The 16205-nt window shown below is 44.0% G+C and carries 22 protein-coding genes; all 22 read left to right on the top strand.

Annotation, left to right across the window (positions count from 1 at the left end):
- The first annotated feature begins 28 nt into the window (after positions 1–28).
- The 22 genes from F4694_RS19575 to F4694_RS19470 all read left to right on the top strand — a co-directional run bounded on the left by F4694_RS19575 (position 29) and on the right by F4694_RS19470 (position 16149).
- Positions 29–772, top strand: coding sequence for a sigma-70 family RNA polymerase sigma factor (locus F4694_RS19575; protein ID WP_179601033.1), 744 nt, complete (start codon positions 29–31; stop codon positions 770–772).
- A gap of 15 nt (positions 773–787) precedes the next feature.
- Positions 788–1282: a hypothetical protein gene (locus tag F4694_RS19570; RefSeq protein WP_179601031.1), complete on the top strand. Its 495-nt coding sequence runs from the start codon at positions 788–790 to the stop codon at positions 1280–1282.
- A 156-nt stretch (positions 1283–1438) separates the two neighbouring features.
- Positions 1439–1930: a hypothetical protein gene (locus F4694_RS19565; protein WP_179601029.1), complete on the top strand. Its 492-nt coding sequence runs from the start codon at positions 1439–1441 to the stop codon at positions 1928–1930.
- On the top strand, positions 1931–2119 hold the full coding sequence (locus F4694_RS19560; protein ID WP_179601027.1) for a hypothetical protein: 189 nt from the start codon (positions 1931–1933) through the stop codon (positions 2117–2119).
- Between the two features lie 49 nt (positions 2120–2168).
- Complete coding sequence (locus F4694_RS19555; RefSeq protein ID WP_179601025.1) at positions 2169–2681, top strand: hypothetical protein; 513 nt, start codon at positions 2169–2171, stop codon at positions 2679–2681.
- A gap of 277 nt (positions 2682–2958) precedes the next feature.
- Complete coding sequence (locus tag F4694_RS19550; protein ID WP_179601023.1) at positions 2959–3231, top strand: hypothetical protein; 273 nt, start codon at positions 2959–2961, stop codon at positions 3229–3231.
- 93 nt (positions 3232–3324) lie between these two features.
- Positions 3325–3750 (top strand): terminase small subunit, encoded by a 426-nt coding sequence (locus tag F4694_RS19545; RefSeq protein WP_179601021.1) that lies wholly within the window; start codon positions 3325–3327, stop codon positions 3748–3750.
- 294 nt (positions 3751–4044) lie between these two features.
- Entirely contained in the window at positions 4045–5292 is a 1248-nt protein-coding gene (locus tag F4694_RS19540) for a PBSX family phage terminase large subunit (RefSeq protein ID WP_179601019.1), read from the top strand.
- A gap of 22 nt (positions 5293–5314) precedes the next feature.
- The gene (locus F4694_RS19535) at positions 5315–6622 is read left to right on the top strand and encodes a phage portal protein (protein WP_179601017.1); all 1308 of its coding nucleotides are present in this window, start codon (positions 5315–5317) and stop codon (positions 6620–6622) included.
- 145 nt (positions 6623–6767) lie between these two features.
- Positions 6768–7667 (top strand): minor capsid protein, encoded by a 900-nt coding sequence (locus F4694_RS19530; protein WP_179601015.1) that lies wholly within the window; start codon positions 6768–6770, stop codon positions 7665–7667.
- Positions 7668–7749: 82 nt separating this feature from the next.
- On the top strand, positions 7750–8379 hold the full coding sequence (locus F4694_RS19525) for a DUF4355 domain-containing protein (RefSeq protein ID WP_179601013.1): 630 nt from the start codon (positions 7750–7752) through the stop codon (positions 8377–8379).
- Between the two features lie 69 nt (positions 8380–8448).
- Positions 8449–9216 carry a phage major capsid protein gene (locus tag F4694_RS19520; protein ID WP_179601011.1) on the top strand — a complete coding sequence of 256 codons (768 nt, stop codon included), beginning with the start codon at positions 8449–8451 and terminating at the stop codon, positions 9214–9216.
- A gap of 166 nt (positions 9217–9382) precedes the next feature.
- A complete protein-coding gene (locus F4694_RS19515; protein ID WP_179601009.1) occupies positions 9383–9700 on the top strand; it encodes a phage head-tail connector protein in 318 nt (105 codons plus the stop codon).
- 2 nt (positions 9701–9702) lie between these two features.
- Positions 9703–9996, top strand: coding sequence for a hypothetical protein (locus tag F4694_RS19510; protein WP_179601007.1), 294 nt, complete (start codon positions 9703–9705; stop codon positions 9994–9996).
- Positions 9996–10328: an HK97-gp10 family putative phage morphogenesis protein gene (locus tag F4694_RS19505; protein ID WP_179601005.1), complete on the top strand. Its 333-nt coding sequence runs from the start codon at positions 9996–9998 to the stop codon at positions 10326–10328. The genes F4694_RS19510 and F4694_RS19505 overlap by 1 nt, the downstream gene beginning before the upstream one ends.
- Before the next feature lie 6 nt (positions 10329–10334).
- Positions 10335–10721, top strand: a complete 387-nt coding sequence (locus F4694_RS19500; protein WP_179601003.1) for a DUF3168 domain-containing protein — start codon at positions 10335–10337, stop codon at positions 10719–10721.
- A gap of 3 nt (positions 10722–10724) precedes the next feature.
- On the top strand, positions 10725–11132 hold the full coding sequence (locus F4694_RS19495) for a phage tail tube protein (RefSeq protein ID WP_179601001.1): 408 nt from the start codon (positions 10725–10727) through the stop codon (positions 11130–11132).
- A 55-nt stretch (positions 11133–11187) separates the two neighbouring features.
- Positions 11188–11499 carry a hypothetical protein gene (locus F4694_RS19490; protein ID WP_179600999.1) on the top strand — a complete coding sequence of 104 codons (312 nt, stop codon included), beginning with the start codon at positions 11188–11190 and terminating at the stop codon, positions 11497–11499.
- Positions 11459–11791, top strand: coding sequence for a hypothetical protein (locus F4694_RS19485; RefSeq protein WP_179600997.1), 333 nt, complete (start codon positions 11459–11461; stop codon positions 11789–11791). The genes F4694_RS19490 and F4694_RS19485 overlap by 41 nt, the downstream gene beginning before the upstream one ends.
- A gap of 36 nt (positions 11792–11827) precedes the next feature.
- A complete protein-coding gene (locus F4694_RS19480) occupies positions 11828–13849 on the top strand; it encodes an apolipoprotein A1/A4/E family protein (RefSeq protein WP_179600995.1) in 2022 nt (673 codons plus the stop codon).
- A gap of 4 nt (positions 13850–13853) precedes the next feature.
- Positions 13854–14666: a phage tail family protein gene (locus F4694_RS19475; RefSeq protein ID WP_179600993.1), complete on the top strand. Its 813-nt coding sequence runs from the start codon at positions 13854–13856 to the stop codon at positions 14664–14666.
- Positions 14667–14679: 13 nt separating this feature from the next.
- Positions 14680–16149, top strand: a complete 1470-nt coding sequence (locus tag F4694_RS19470; RefSeq protein WP_179600991.1) for a glycosyl hydrolase family 28-related protein — start codon at positions 14680–14682, stop codon at positions 16147–16149.
- Positions 16150–16205: the final 56 nt, after the last annotated feature.

Genomic DNA, 16205 nt, shown 5'->3' with positions numbered 1-16205 from the left:
AAAATTAACTAAAACGGGGGAATTTTAAATGGGATCAGGCTCAAACGTACAAAGTAAGGCAGAAGTTATTGAGAATTCATATTTACGAGATTCATATGGAATAGAGCGTCTGCTCAAATCGGTATTCGAAATTGCGGAGCGTAGCCGTTACAAGTTCGACCCTTCTGCTACAACGCTAATAACAGACCTTGAAATGGCGCTAGATACGGATATATTTACGCCAATAGAACGCCAGACAATCACTCTTATCTACTATGCGCAACTCAACTATCGCCAAGCAGCAAAACTAATGGAAGTTAAGACACACGTGCTTATTGACGCAACGGAAGAAGCAATCGAGAAAATAGCGGCAGTTTTGATGGGCTATAAGACGAAGGAATTGCCGGTTTATCCTCGTGTTAAATATACTCCTGCCGAATGGTTGAGCGCGGTCGGAGACGGCAAGGCGGCGATATATCACATTCCGGCTGATATAAATACCGAATTACTGCATTGGCTTGCGGAAAACGGCGATGAATTGGCCGAGGAGACGCTAAGGCAGCGCGAGGAAGGTCCGCCAGTGTTTATCGACGAAAGGTCTGAGGAAGCACAATACCCATGCTATACGTGGAATCAGCTTGAACGAATGGATAAGCGTCTTAACACAACGTATATGAACAACGAAGAAATGGGCCGGATAGCGTTAGGACGTACGGTCGTGGGGAGTCGTAAGGTGATTTTCGAGGATAAAGACGGAGTCATGCACGTAAAAAAGGCCAAAATTTACAAATAAACGGAGGGATACCGAATGCCAAAATCACCTGTTGTAGAGCAAATATCGCATTTTGATGTCGAGGCGAAACGGTGCTTTTATTCAGACCTTACCGTCTCGTTTTATCAAATTCTCGGCGATCGTTTTAGTAGCTTAGAAGAGTTCCGGGAAGAATTTGCCGATTTTCGCAGTGACTTGAGCGATTATCGAGCCACATTAGACCGGATTTTAGAGGACATTGCGCCAGGCTACGGACTGACTTGGCGTGACTTTACCTGGATTAAGGAGAATCGATGGAAACAGTGCGCGGTTTGCGGCCGGGTATACCTCGATTATACGAACGGAAGGTCGATGACGTGTTACTTGGACGAATATTTGCGCTTTTCCCTTCAATCTCGAAGGTTCATGGATAACGTGGACTACCGAGGTCGGGCTAAGTCCATGTGCGGCGCAAAGTACACGGCTTGGAAGAAGCGAGGGCGAATAGGGCCGGTCAATTTTATTCTTTTTAAAAAAGGTGAATTCATGTAAGAACATATGTTTCAAGTGGAATAGCCCTTCCTATAAGGGATAAACGAGTTAGAAAATAAACGATGCATACGCCGACAGCGAAATCCATTATCGAAAATTTTGTCGCGATGGTCGGCTTTTGCATCATTTTACGCTAAATCAAAGGAGGAATAAACGTTGGAATATAAATGGATATATCAGTCAGTAAATGGCTGGTACGGCGAAACGGTAAACGGGGATCAAGTTAAGCTGAAACTAGTGCCGAAAGGTCGCAAGACCGAGCATTTAAAGGACTCAACTGGCAATGTGGTAGGAAAGCGATGCTCAAAATGCGGAAAGATGACGCTGGCTACTGCCGAATATTTTCGCGCAGATAACCGAGCTCATGCCGGACTGCAGCAGAAATGCAAAAACTGCCATGCGCGATGGGATGAAGTCAACCTTGTTGGACGTTCAATTAAAGGTGGCCCAGTTCGCACGCAAAGGCCGAAAGCCGTCCGAATATACAACGACGAAGGGCTTTGCACTTTTAAAGTATGTCCTTGTTGTGGCGAAGGAAAAGAACGCGAAGAGTATGCAAAGCATTCACGAAATCCTGACGGGTTGCAGACATATTGCAAGAAATGCCAGGCTGAAAACGCGAAAAAAGAAAAGCCGGAGGCTATTTAAATGAACAATACTAACGAATTTTTCTACTGTTACTCAACAAATTTACATGACCTTTTACGTTCTAAAGGGCTTCGATATATCTGCGTAGGGCTTAACGAGAATACAATGCGAAGGTTTTACCAGTATCGTAGAACGAAAGAATTCGAAGACGTTCTTGCTGAGTATACCGCAAACAATCCGAATAAATAATTTAATCCTTTAATCTGGAATGTTTATAAACTCGAAGGAGTGTTTTTAAGTGGAGAAAAACTACTACAATCATATATACGAAGGCGGATTCGTCCGCTATGAGAACGAGGTCGGGCTATATGCGATAACGGGCCACGCCAAAAAGGACGCCCGCGAGCCGTGGATGCCAGCCGAACATACTTACGCTGACTATAAGGTGACCAGCGCAACGCTAGACGTATTCCGGGCGATATTTCAGCACCGCAATACGAACGAGACTCATAAGCATTTCCGTAAAGCATGGCCGTCACAGAGGCGCCTCCAGGTCGAACTGGCAATGGCGGACAAGACGTTGGCGCGACATATTGCTGCGCTTGAGAATGTCGGATTGATCAGCGTTGACCGACGATACCGCAATAACCGACCTTTCCACGTTTATTCCTTTCCGAAGCCGGCAACCATTGCGGAGTTCAAGGCGAAGTTTCCGTTAGCTTGCCGGGAATATGAGCGCAAGATGGCCGTGCTAGATGCGATTCGCGAAGAGGAACAGGCGGTCGAGAACGAGTTGGAAGAGTGGCTATAGTTGGTGAACGTAAATTTTACGAACAGGTAAACGTAATTTTTACGAACAGCTGAACGTAATTTTTACGTAGTACTAAGAACTATATTACTAAGAACTAAGATACTAAGAACATATAAAACATTGCAATACATTCGCAAGCTCATATATTGCTATGATTATATTGATAAAGATATTATGCGAAAAGAGATATGCGATAATAAAGATAAAAGATAATAGATATCTAGCAGGAAATACCTTCCTTTTTGGCGAAATTTATCGGCTAGGGGAGGTGGTTTTTGTGCAGTTTAATCGCAGCGAGGAAATAGTAAACTGGATGACAAGCTTACAAGAAGATTTAAGAGATATTGATGAAAAGATTAATGAAGCACGCTATCAACAAGACGTATTAACTATGCGGTATCAGATATTGATGGAAATACCGAATAAACTTAGAGGCGAATTGCTGAAACAGTTCTCAAATAGGTTAGGCGATGTCGACAGTGAAATTGCAATCTTGAAACAGGACAAGAAAGAAATTTTAGCGATATTAGATCACTTAGAAACGAAGTAATTAATGAGGCATCCTTCGGGGTGCTTTTTTAGTATGTAAAAGCGCCGGATCGATTACTTGGCGTTAATTTTGCGTAAAGGAGGACGATAGGACATGGCGAAGGAAAAGCCGACACTTAACGAACGGCAGCGCTTATTTGTTAAGTATTACATCGGCACACTCAACGCTACAGAGAGCGCTAAACGTGCGGGATACAGCCCGAAAACGGCCGCAGAGATAGGGTATGAGCTCCTCAAAAAACCTCATATTGCGGAAGCAGTATCGAAAGGAGTCGAAAAGAAGATGACTAAGGCAGATATAAGCGCAGAACGTATTCTCGACGAGCTAGCATCGATTGCGTTTCTAACGCCGGAACAATTGGACGCATTAAAGTCGATTAAGGGCGGCGAGAAAATGCGCGCGCTGGAATTACTAGGAAAGTATCATACGTTATTTACTGATCGTATCGAAAATACGGGCGAAGTAACGATTAATGTTTCGCTAGAAGACGACGAAGACGAAGACAATTCTAATGCCTAACGGATTGTATACGAATGAATAAATAATCAACATAACGGCGCATAATCACCGTTTTACGTAATTTTGTAAAATATAAAACGCTCTATATCAACGTTTTTTCGTTTCGTAAATTACGACGAAATGCAATCTTTTATACATCGTTGATTTAATGCGGTTTGTAGAGGATGTAATACGACCGATGAGTCGCAAGGATTGCATAAACTATCGCATAATTCCCGTGATTATTTCCGGGTTAAGGGTCGGCCAATAGGTCGGCTTTTTTTGTTGCGCAAATAAACGGGAGGAGGTGGCGCCATGTCGCAAAATATTAACTTAAACGTTAAGAGGTCGATGTTCAATTCGGCCTATTTGCCGTACCTGGACAACGATAATCGATACAACATATTCTACGGTGGCGCCGGCTCCGGCAAGTCCCGTTTCCTTGCGATGAAGCTAACGCTCGACCTGCTGAAGAAGAAGTCGAAGCTACTCGTAGTGCGACAGACGTTCGCCTCAATACGTGACTCAGTATATACGGAGTTTCTGCAGGTGTTCGACGTGTTCAAGATAACCGACTTCTTATCGATCAGTAAGTCAACGCTGAGCATTAAGTTTCCAAACGGCAGCGAGATTATCTTCAAAGGTGGCGATGACGAGACGAAGTTACTCTCGATAAGTAGCGTAGATATGTGTTGGGTCGAAGAGGCTTCGCAGATATCGTACGACTTATGGGGCCAGTTAAAGCTACGTCTTCGTGGCGGTGCCAGTAAGAAGCGCTTTTACTTATCATTCAATCCGATCAGCTCTTTGCACTGGCTTAAACGCGAGTTCTTCGATAACCCTCTCGACGGGGTTACGATATGCCATACGACTTACAAAGATAACCGATTCCTTGACGCAGAGTACATCGCTTCTCTCGAGGAATTAAAGGACCGTGACCCGGTCAAATACGCCGTCTATGCGCTTGGTTCTTGGGGCGTTATGGGGCGCAAGGTATTCGATAACTGGAAGGTCGAAGACTTCACTACGGCCTCGCTAATGAAGCAGAACAACGCGCTAGAGATGGCGGTAGGGATGGACTTCGGTTACATCTCGGACCCGTCAACGCTGATATGTTCGCTGGTAGACGTTGAGAATCGCAAGCTCTACATCTTCGACGAACTTTACGAGCACGGCTTGCTGAACAACGAACTGGCTCAGCGTGTGACCGAGATGGGTTACGCCAGGGAACGCATAGTGGCCGATAGTGCTGAGCGTAAGTCAATCGATGAGTTGCGCGGCTATGGACTGTACCGGATTCAAGCTGCGTCAAAGGGCGCGGGCTCCATTATGACCGGCATACAGTACGTCCAGCAGTTCGATATCATCGTCCATCCTTCGTGCATTCATACAATAGACGAGCTCGAGAACTACTCGTACAAAAAGGACAAGGCCACCGGCAAGTACACGAATCAACCGATGGACAATTACAACCATTTAATCGATGCGCTGCGGTATTCACTCGAGCCGTTCCGCAAGAACAATAGACTAACCGTACTAAGCGCAAAGTTATTTGGAATCTAAACAACGAAAGGAGCGATTGCGAATGTGGGAACCGGTTAAAGTGAGCGACATATCCGTTGCAGATAATCCGGAATTTATTCAGCAAGTTATCGCGGATTACCAGCTCGCAGAATCACCTCGCATAGAGAAATTGAATCGCTATTACAGCGGAAAGCACGACATACTTAACCGAACCATGGAAGATCGCACGAAGCCGAACAATAAGATCGTACATCCATTCGGTACCTATATCACGAACACGGTGAACGGCTATTTTATGGGGGCGCCAGTAACGTACACAAGCGACGACGAAACGTTAATGGCTACGATTCGAGACATTCTCCAACGCAATGACGAGTCGCACATCAACGCACAGCACTCGAAGCAAGCAAGTGTCGCAGGCTGGTCGGCCGAGCTCGTTTATATGAATGAGAACAACGACATCAGGTTTGCGCAACTGGACACGAAAGACCTCGTACTTATTTACGATGATTCAATCGATCCTGAGATTATCGGCGCTGTTCGATTCTACGCTAGCAAGGATTATGTAAGCGGTGAAATTGCGAACCATGCGGAGCTATACACGAAGGAAGAGGTTGTTTACTACCTGGAGGACAAGGACGGCTTTTACGAAGCGGACCGAAAGCAGCACTACTTCAAAGACGTGCCGGTAGTTGTCTATCGTAACAACGTTGAGCTTATCGGAGACTGGGAACGACTCATCCCGTTATTTGACGCTTACGATAATGCGGTGTCGGACCACTCGAACATGCTCGAATATTTCAGCGACTGCTACCTCGTTTTAACGGGGCTGACGGCTGAGCCGGAAGACATCATCGCTATGAAAGAGAATCGAGTAATGCTACTTGGCGAAAACGGAAAGGCGGAATTCCTAGTCAAAGAGGCAGATGTCCAAACGCTAGAAACATATAAAGTGCGACTCGAGCGCGACATTCATAAGTTTGCGCAAGTGGCCGACATGCAGGCGGAAGGATTTACGAGCGACTTGTCCGGCATTGCCATTCGCTATAAATTGATGGCGCTAGAGCAATTAGCGGTTACAAAGGAGCGCTTCTTTAAAAAGGCGTTGCAGAAGCGAATTAAATTAATCACGAACATCTTGAACACGAAAGGGCAGTCGTTCAACTACACGGATATCGCGCTGCACTTTGAACGTAACCTGCCGGTCAATCTTGCGGAGAAAATTACGTCAGTTAAAGAGTTATTCGGAATCGTGTCCGAGCAAACGTTATTGTCGCAATTACCTTTCGTCGACAATGTCCAGGCGGAGATGGAGCGCAAGAAGGCCGAGAGCGAATTAAGCAACGACTACGCTACCTTAGGCGAGTAGGTGAATACACATGGCGAAAACAAGCGCTGAGTATTGGCAAGAACGCGCCGAGAAACTAGAAAACGATATCGACCGTAATTCAACGAAGGTATATCGGGAGTTGAAGAAAGAATACGATGCGGCGAAGGCGGACATCGACGATCAGTTGCGTGCCTTCTATTCGAGGTATGCGACCGATAATGTTTTAACCTTGCAAGAAGCAGAGCTCGCGTTGCATGGCGCTGACTTAAGCCGTTATCGCGAACGAATTGCAAGTTACAGGCAGATGTTTCAACAGACTGGCAACCTTGTGGCGCTTGCGGAAATAGAAAAGCTAGTCTCTTCTGCTCGCGTGACTCGATTGAAGGCTTTATCGGATGAAATAGCAGCACGGACTATCGAGCTTGCTTCTAAAGTTGACGCAACTGTTGCCGAACATCTGGGCGAAACCCTTACGGAAGCATATTTACAGACTGCGTTCGCTGTTCAAGCCGGAGTCGGAGCGTTTATTACGGTCCAGGCAATAAATGAGGACGCAATAAAACAAGTTATCGCATATCCTTGGTCTGGCGATGACTATAGCTCGCGTATTTGGGTGAATCGCGACAAGATGGTCCGAGAAATGACCGGAATATTGAAGCAAGGGCTAATTCAAGGAACATCTATTCAAACGATGAGCCGGCAATTAAACGAAAAGACGGACGCTGGGGCTCGGAATACTGAGCGCATTATTCGTACCGAAGCTAACTTCGTATTAAATGAAGGAGCGGCTCGCGGATACGAAGCGAATGGCATGGAAAGTTATCGAGTTCTCGCAACGCTAGACACAAAGACTAGTAGTATCTGTCAATCGCAGGACGGAAATGTTTACAAAGTATCGGAGAGAGTGGTCGGAAAGACTTATCCGCCTTATCATCCGAACTGCAGAACGACTGTAATACCACATATCCCCGAAATTGAAGGGTTAGCAAGACGTGCGAGGGACCCGGAAACTGGTCGTAATTATATTGTTGAAGATATGACGTATAAGGAATGGAAAGAATCACTCGTCCAAAGCGGTTCATGACGTAAAACTGAATCCAAATCTACCAAACTTGGACTCGTAGGGGCTTCGGCAACTTTGAGGACTATCGGAGGTTATCAAAATTATGAGTGAAACTACAAAAACTAATACAACTGAAACAGATAATGCGAATCAACAGGGCCAGCAAGGAACTGAAGAGGCGCAAACAAACGAGCAAGTAACTGTATCACGAGAAGAATTGCAGAAAATGATTGATTCTTCGGCTGACAAACGAGTTACGCAAGCATTAAGGACTGCTCGAGAGAAATGGGAAGCAGAAGTTACTGAGAAAATACAAAAAGAGCGTACGGAAGCAGAGAAACTGGCGAAAATGACCGAGGCGGAACGACTACAATTGGAATTCGATAAGCAAAAGCAGGCATTTGAAGACGAACGCAAGTCATTTTTACGCGAAAAGCTCGAGCTGCAGACGGTTAAAACGCTGCAATCAGAGGAGTTACCGGCAGAGTTTAGTGAATTTGTGATGAGCGATTCAGCCGAGCAGATTAGCGAAAACATAAAACTATTCAAAGAGCAGTGGCAAAAGGCGATTGAAAAAGCAGTCGATGAGCGACTAAAAGGATCAACTCCGAAAAGTGCAAATACAAGCGCAACAATTAAGGCAGAGGATTTTGCGAAAATGAATTACGCGCAACGAATGGCGATTTATAACCAAGACCCCGACTTATATAAACGATTAATCGGTCGTCAATAGGACGGCTATTTTTATTGTCTTTCGGGCTAGACATAAAAGAAGCACCATACAAATTGGAGGAATTTAACTATGGCACAAACTAAAACTACAAACTTAATCAATGCAGAGGTATTTGCGGGTGCGGTATCTGCAAAATTAGGAAACGCAATTAAATTATTACCATTGGCATACGTAGAAAATTTCGAAGGTGAACAATCCGGAACTATTCGCGTACCTAAATACGCATACATCGGCGATGCTGACGTAATTGCTGAAGGCGTAGCAATCGACCCGTCTTTACTAAACCAAACAAGCGAAGACATTCCAGTTATTAAAGTAGGTAAAGCAGTAAATATCACTGACGAAGCTGCAAAAGGTTCTTTCGGCGACCCCGTTGGAGAAGCTGAAAATCAATTAACAAAATCTATCGCTAGTGGCGTAGAGAAGAAAATGTTCGAAGCTTTAGCAACTGCGACTCTTACATTTGCAACTGCTGCTGGCGGAAAAGTTACTGGTGACGGCGTATTAGGCGGATTAGCTTTATTCGGCGAGGACCAAGACGGCGAAAAGTACCTTCTTATCAACCCTAACCAATTAGCAAACGTTAAGAAAGACCCAGCTTACGTTAAAGAAGATAACGCTATTTATGACTGTCAAGTCTTAGTTTCTAATCGTGTTGCTTCTGGAACTGCTTATATTGTTAAGCCTGAAGCAGTAGCACTCTACTTGTCTAAAGACGTACAAGTTGAAACTGATCGCGACATCCTTGCGAAAGCAACTGTTGTTTCGGCAGATGAACACTTTGCTACTCACCTACGTGACGCTTCTAAAGCTGTAAAGATTACTATCACTGCTTAATAGTAAGAAATATTTATGAGCGGTTATCTTCGGGTAACTGCTCTTTTTATGGATGGGGTGATTTAATGCTTTTACATTATCAGTTAAAGAAATTAGCAGAAGCAAAAGCGGTCGCTAAACCGGAGCCACAACCGAAGAAGCCTGCTAAAAAGAAGGGTGAATAGTCATGGCGGCGATAGATAACGTAATAACGTTACTTGGAATCACCGACGTTTCAAAATACCAAGTCCTCGAAGTTTTAATCGAACATACAGAGCAAGCCATCCGTAATTATACCAAACTGTCCGAAGTGCCGGCCGAACTATCTTTCGTCACAGAGTCCGTGGTTGTTGCGAAATACAATCAACTTGGGTCTGAAGGGTATTCATCGGAATCTATCGAAGGACTGGCAATTACTTACCACGATGATGTTTTCCGTCTGTATATGCCTTATCTCGATCAATACAGCGATACTCGCGGTGCCAATCGCTTAAGGATGTTATAGCCATGCGGTATGACGACAAGGTAAAGGAACTTGTTCCTGTCGAAGTTAACGACGGTTTTGCTGATTCCACGGACTGGGTTGAATCCGGCGTGGAGATTGATGCGGTTGTCGCACCAGTATCAGCGGAAGTACAGCTTCGTTCCTACGGTTTCGTATCGAATAAGATTGTTAAAGTCATAACGAAGGCTGGAATTAACGATAAAAACCGATACAAAATCAACGGTGAGACTTATGTTGTTCGCCAGGTTAAAAACCATAAGCACGGACGCATCTTTATGCTACTGGAGGCGTTGTAATGTCACGGTATATCCAAGGGTTAGACAACGTCATAAGCGGTCTCCGGCAAATCGAAAAGGATCAAGAGAAGGCTGCGAAAAAAGCCGTTAGTCAGTCGGCTTACTTGTTAGAGGCGCAAGCAAAGGCACTGGCGCCAGTTGATACGGGGTATTTACGGGGAAGCATAAAAACACATATTAAGGATGGCGGACTTAGTGCGGAAGTCATTTCTCACGCTGAGTATTCGCTATTCGTCGAGTATGGGACGTCAAAACAAGAAGCTCAGCAGTTTATGACGCCTGCGTACTTTAAGGCTAAAGAACATTTCGAGAGATTAATAGAACGGGGGTAATCAATAATGATACCTTCTATAGAGCTACAGCGCTCGGTAAATAACGCATTGAAGAGTGGGGATTACAAAGTATACGACCAGTTTCAACAAGGCGTAGCCATGCCGTTTATTACTATCGGCGAGGAAACGCTTCTTGATATAAGTACAAAAGTAGAAGAAATAACAAGCCATTTAATAACCGTCCATACGTGGAGTAAATCAATTTCTGCAAAGGAAGTTAAGGAAATGAATCATTTCATTAAAACCTCCTTGATCGATGCGCCTCTAATCGTAGACGGTTTTGTTGTTTTATTTAGTGCTTTGGACTTGAATCAGACATTAAAAGAACAAGATGGAAACTCAATTGTATACCACGGAATAACCCAAATCGAATACAGATTACAGGAGGTTTAATAAATGGCAAAAGGCATTGATTTTATCATAAACGTTAATACGGGTACCGAAGGAGTTCCAGTTTGGACAAAAGTAGCCGGACAGCGTGGAGGTTCTTTAAGTCGCGGTGCTGACACGTTTGACAGAACATCTAAAGACTCCGATGGTTGGTTAGAAAACGAGGTCGGATTTAAGAACTGGGAACTTTCCAGCGAAGGCCTACTCGTAGAAACTGATGCAGGTTACACAGCATTAGAGGACGCATTTATGAATGACGAAAAGGTAAAAGTCCAAATGGTTACGGCTGGAGGTAATAAATACGAGGGTTTTGCAATCATCACTGACTTCCCAGTTGACGTCCCGTATGACGACCTTGCAACGTATTCAATAACACTATTGGGCGACGGGGCACTTAACAAAATCACAGCATAACTGGACGAGGGGCTTCGGCCTCTCTTTTTTTAAAATATTGAAGGGGGTTTATAGATTGGCTAAAACAGTATTAATTGACGCAGATAAAGCAAGGAACCTTAAATTTAGTTCGAACCAAATGATTGAACTTGAGGATCAGCTAGGTCGCTCGGTCATGGCTTTAGACGAGGGTATGAGATTCGCAGATTTAAGAACGATGATTCATGTCGGATTAAGATGGGAAGATAAGGACTTAACGCTTGAACAAACCGGCGATATCATGGACGCAGTAATTGAGAAGCATGGTTTTGAAGAGCTTTCGAAAAAAGTAGGCGAAGCGGTTCGGTTTGCGTTTGGCGGTAAAGCCCAGCCTCCCTCGAAAAATTAACGGACTTATTGACGGAGAGCGGTTACTCTATATCGCAACGGTACGCTTGAAACTTCCGTACGGTGCGCTGGATGAGTATACGCCTGGCGAAATAATGACGTTAAACGAGTATTACTTAGAGGACCAACGAGAACATTACGAGCTTACTGCGTTTGCTTTCGCTACAGGGTATGCAAGCGTTAAGAAAGGTCGAAGGATTAAGATGTTCGATGATCGCAAAGAAGAAAGCAAAGGAAGAGTCACCAAAGTACAGAAAAAAGCTGAATTAGACTACCTTAAGGGCTTATTTTAAGCCTTTTTATTTTGCTTGGAAAAGAGGTGAGGCTTTTTGTCTGAAAGAGAGATTATCGTCAGGTTTGACGCAGATATTAGCGGGTTTAGACAGGCGATGGGACAACTCGAAAGCGAGTTAAACGGCGTAAGAAACGAAGTTGGCGGAGCAATGAATGATGTCCAGACGGAAGTAACCCAAAGTGCTGGCGGAATTAAAAATGCGTTAAAAGGAATTGGCGCTGCTATTGCTGCAGCCTTCGCAGTTGACGCTGTAGTTGGATTCGGGAAAACGATCCTAGGGACTACAGCCGACCTCGAGGCACTTAACTCTCAGTATTCGCAAGTCATGGGCGGCATGAAAGACGACACAGACAAGTACCTCGGAGACATGAGTAAAGCATGGGGTAAACACCCAAATGAGTTGAAAAAGACCTACATGCAGTACGTAGCAATCTTAAAATCAAAAGGTGTTGCAGAAGGTGAAGCGCATAATTTAGCTAAAGGCTATTTAAACGCAACTGTTGACGCCAATGCTTTTGCTAATGAAAGTATGGAGGACACCACAGCAAGATTTATGGGTGGTATCAAAGGTGAGTATGACAGTTTGGACACAGCCATGGTTAACCTGTCTGCTACCATGATGAACGATATAGCATTAAAAGAGTATGGAAAGAAATTCGATGAGTTATCAGTAGCTCAGCAGGAACAATTGAAGGTTCAAGAGGCCGTAAGACAACATACAAGCGCGGGTGTTGTGGGGCAAGGTGAAAGAGAAGCTGGTTCATATGCCAACACAGTCGCCAACTTAAAGAACACCTGGTCAGAATTGTTAGCAGAGTTTGGTAGTCCAATTCTTGAGTTTGTTAACGAAAAGTTAAAAGGCTTAACATCAGCTGTTAAAGGCATTGATATTAAGGCTGTACAAGAAGGATTTGCAACTTTTGGCAGCTACATGAAAGATACTTTCGGACCAGCATTCGAAGATTTAAAAAACGGTCTTCAATTTCTGTGGGATAAATTCAAGGAAACAGGTGGTCTGGAAACTGCTAAATCGTTATTCGAAGGTTTCAAAGAAACACTCGGCTATATTAAAGAAAACGCAGAACTTGTAACTGCTACATTAGGTGGGTTAGCTGGGGCTTTCTTAGCTTTTAATATGATTACGGGAATTAACACTGCTATCGGTGTTTTTACTAAATTAATCGGTGCTTTAAGGACAGGTACTTTACTAGCAACTTTGGCGCAATGGGGATTCAATACAGCCTTACTAGCTAACCCGATTACTTGGGTTGCAATTGCTATTGGTGCTTTGATTGCAGTAGGTATTCTACTTTGGAAAAATTGGGATAAGGTTTCTGCGTGGTTGAAGCAAACATGGCAATCTATCAAGGATAAGGCAGTTGAATCCTTTGAGGGTGCAAAGCAGAAGGTCATTGAATTCAAGAATAGTGTAGTTGAAAAGATGACTTCCTTGAAAGATAGTGTAGTTGAAAAGGCACAGGCTTTGAAGGACGGCATTGTTGACAAATTTAATAGTGCCAAGCAGAAGGCTTCTGAAATCTTTTCTTCCATTAAGGAGAAGATTACAAGTCCTATCACATCAGCAAAAGAAACAATACTTGGGGTTGTAGAGACAATCAAGAGTGCTTTTAGCAACATGAATATCTCTATTCCAAAACCAAAACTACCTAAAATCAATGTGGGAAGTAAGACATTGTTTGGTGGTAAGGGTGGTATCCCCGCAGTCTCAGTACCAACATTCAGTATTGATTGGTTTGCAAGTGGCGGTATTGTCAAAGGTTCTAACGGCGGAACAATCGTAGGTGTCGGCGAAAATGGTGGCGATGAAGCTATCGTACCACTATCGAATAAGAGTCGTATGCGACCGTTTGCAGAAGCGATAGCAGGAATGATTGGCGGAGGACAACAATCAGCCAATGCAGGACCGACAATTAACTTAACGCTCAACTATAACGGTACAGGTTCAGAGGAAGACGCAAACGACATGCTTAACTTCGTCGAACGCGGACTAAACGACCGGCTAGGACTTAAACTACGATTCAACGGGGTGAGGTAAAACGATGGAAATCGCAATTCAGCGCTTAACTGGCGCTTTGTATAACTTGGCTGATTACGGAATTAAAACGCTAGACTTCCAGATTGATGCGCCATCGCCCCGTGTTTATACCGAGGTTGTCGAAGGAAGAGACGGAACCCTCGACTTAGGCGCGGTATATGATTCGAGACAACTTCGAGGATCTTTTTATATGTCAGCCGTGGATAGCATTGACTTCGCGTTATTACGAAACGAGGTATTTCGAATCTTTGCGGGAGTAGAGGAGTTTTATCTGATAGACTCACGCGAACCAGGGAAACGGTGGAAAGTTCGGTCAAACGGATTTTCTGTAGAGCAATTAACTGCTAAAAAAGGCCGGTTTGACGTTGATTTCACGGCGGCAATACCTTACGCAGAGTCAATCGGAACAACGCTGGACCCTCTGACATTCGATACGGAACTATGGCAAATCGGGCAAGGCATAATAGACGACGGATTGGTCTATACGCATACAACGTCGTCGTTCCGAATTTATAACCTCGGAGATACGACGGTCAATCCACGCCAACACCCGTTAGTCATTACGTTCACAGGGGCGTCCAATAATTTGAAAATCCAGAACGTCACGACTGGCGAGGAATGGACGTATACAGGCGTAACCACTGCTGGCGATAGCGTAAAACTAGATAGCATTCAGTCGACGAAGAACGGGCTGTCAATATTCCGTGACACTAATCGCAAAGTAATATCGATAGTGCCTGGATGGAACGATTTCGTCATAACGGGTGCGAGCGGATTATTTACGTTAAGTTTTGATTTTAGATTTTATTATTTATAAAGGAGGCGGCTACGTGGGAAAGTATGGTACTTTAGGAAGCGCGTTTGACCGCATATTCCGTAATACGTTAAACAAAGCGCTTGACGACGTGGACACTGATATCCAAGCGCAGAAAAAACGAGTAGATGATTTAATCGTAGGAACACCGCAGCCAAGCGAGGTGGTTGATTCTCGCGGAGGGTTTCCGGTGCTGGGCGATCGGCTGAACGACCTTACTTCGAATTTGGCCCAAAGTGCGAAACAATTAAACAATATCGCAATTGATTTAATGCAAGATTATGGGGCTGATTTCACAGGTGTATCCGACCATGGTTCACTTTTGCAGCAGGCAATTGATTTTGTAGCTTCAAATGGTGGCGGTGTTGTTTACTTACCCAAAGGCACGCTGAAAAGCACTGTAAACATCCTCGTTAAATCAAATGTAGAAGTAAAAGGAAACGGCAAAAGCAAAACGATTATTCAGTTTATCGGTTGTTCTGGATTTGTTTCCCCAACAGATACGTATATAAATAATTTTAAATTGCGCGATATGACGATAAAAGGAGATGCAGGACTAATCACGAATACTAACAGTGGTTATCATGCCATTGGAATCAATTCAGGCACGAAAGAAACGATGAATTGCGTGTTTGAAAACATCTTTGTTCGTGAATTTAGAGGAAAAGGCGTTTATATTCCTAACATGTTTTCTTGTCGGTTCACGGACATACAAGTTGATTTCGTTGCAGATAATGGAATTGAAATCGAAGGTGGAAACACCACATTACTAGAAAACTGTTATGTTCACTCGGTAGCAACCGGGAAAGCGGCTTACGTTGTCTATAGTTCAGCTACCCTGATAAATTGTAACGGAGTGGACAACGCAGATATTTGGGGTGTTTTCGGTCAAGATGTAGCAACGGACGGAAAAAACTCCATTTTCAATATCACGCTACTAAACTGCAACATTGAAGATTTCAAAAAGATCGGTTTACGTTTTAAGTTTAACGGAAGCTTCAAATTGATTAATACTACTTTCTTAGCACCATCCACCGGAACTTTTGAATATTACACTAGGGTTGATTACAGCGATAAAGTTTCTATGGTATTGGATTCAAATTTCCAAAGCAAAGGAGCAACGATATTAACGCTTGCACCTCATTATTTAGGCGGGGGCAATCCTTTTCTATTCTTTGCAAACGGTGAAAGCACTGTAACGGACGGAACAAATGTGTGGAGTCTTCCATCTATCGGCACTCAAAGAAGTAGCAGTTATTTGAAAAACGCTGTTAAACTTTCAAGAGCTTACATTGATGATATAGATTATATGAAGCTAGGTGGAAAAAGACATCACTTTGGTACAGCGGCACCTACAACAGGAACATGGGCAGTAGGTGATATTTATTATAATACGGCTCCAGTCGCTGGAGGTAAAGTGGGTTGGATTTGCACGACAGCCGGAACACCGGGAACTTGGAAATCGTTTGGAGCAATAGATGCCTAATGCGCAGTTGGAACAAAATGATACTCACCAAATGAAAATAAAAACAAACCCGGTTA

The organism is Neobacillus driksii (assembly GCF_013409995.1).
Taxonomy (GTDB): domain Bacteria; phylum Bacillota; class Bacilli; order Bacillales; family Cytobacillaceae; genus Neobacillus; species Neobacillus driksii.
The sequence above is the reverse complement of the archived record's forward strand: the minus strand, read 5'-3'. Positions and strand labels throughout refer to the sequence as shown.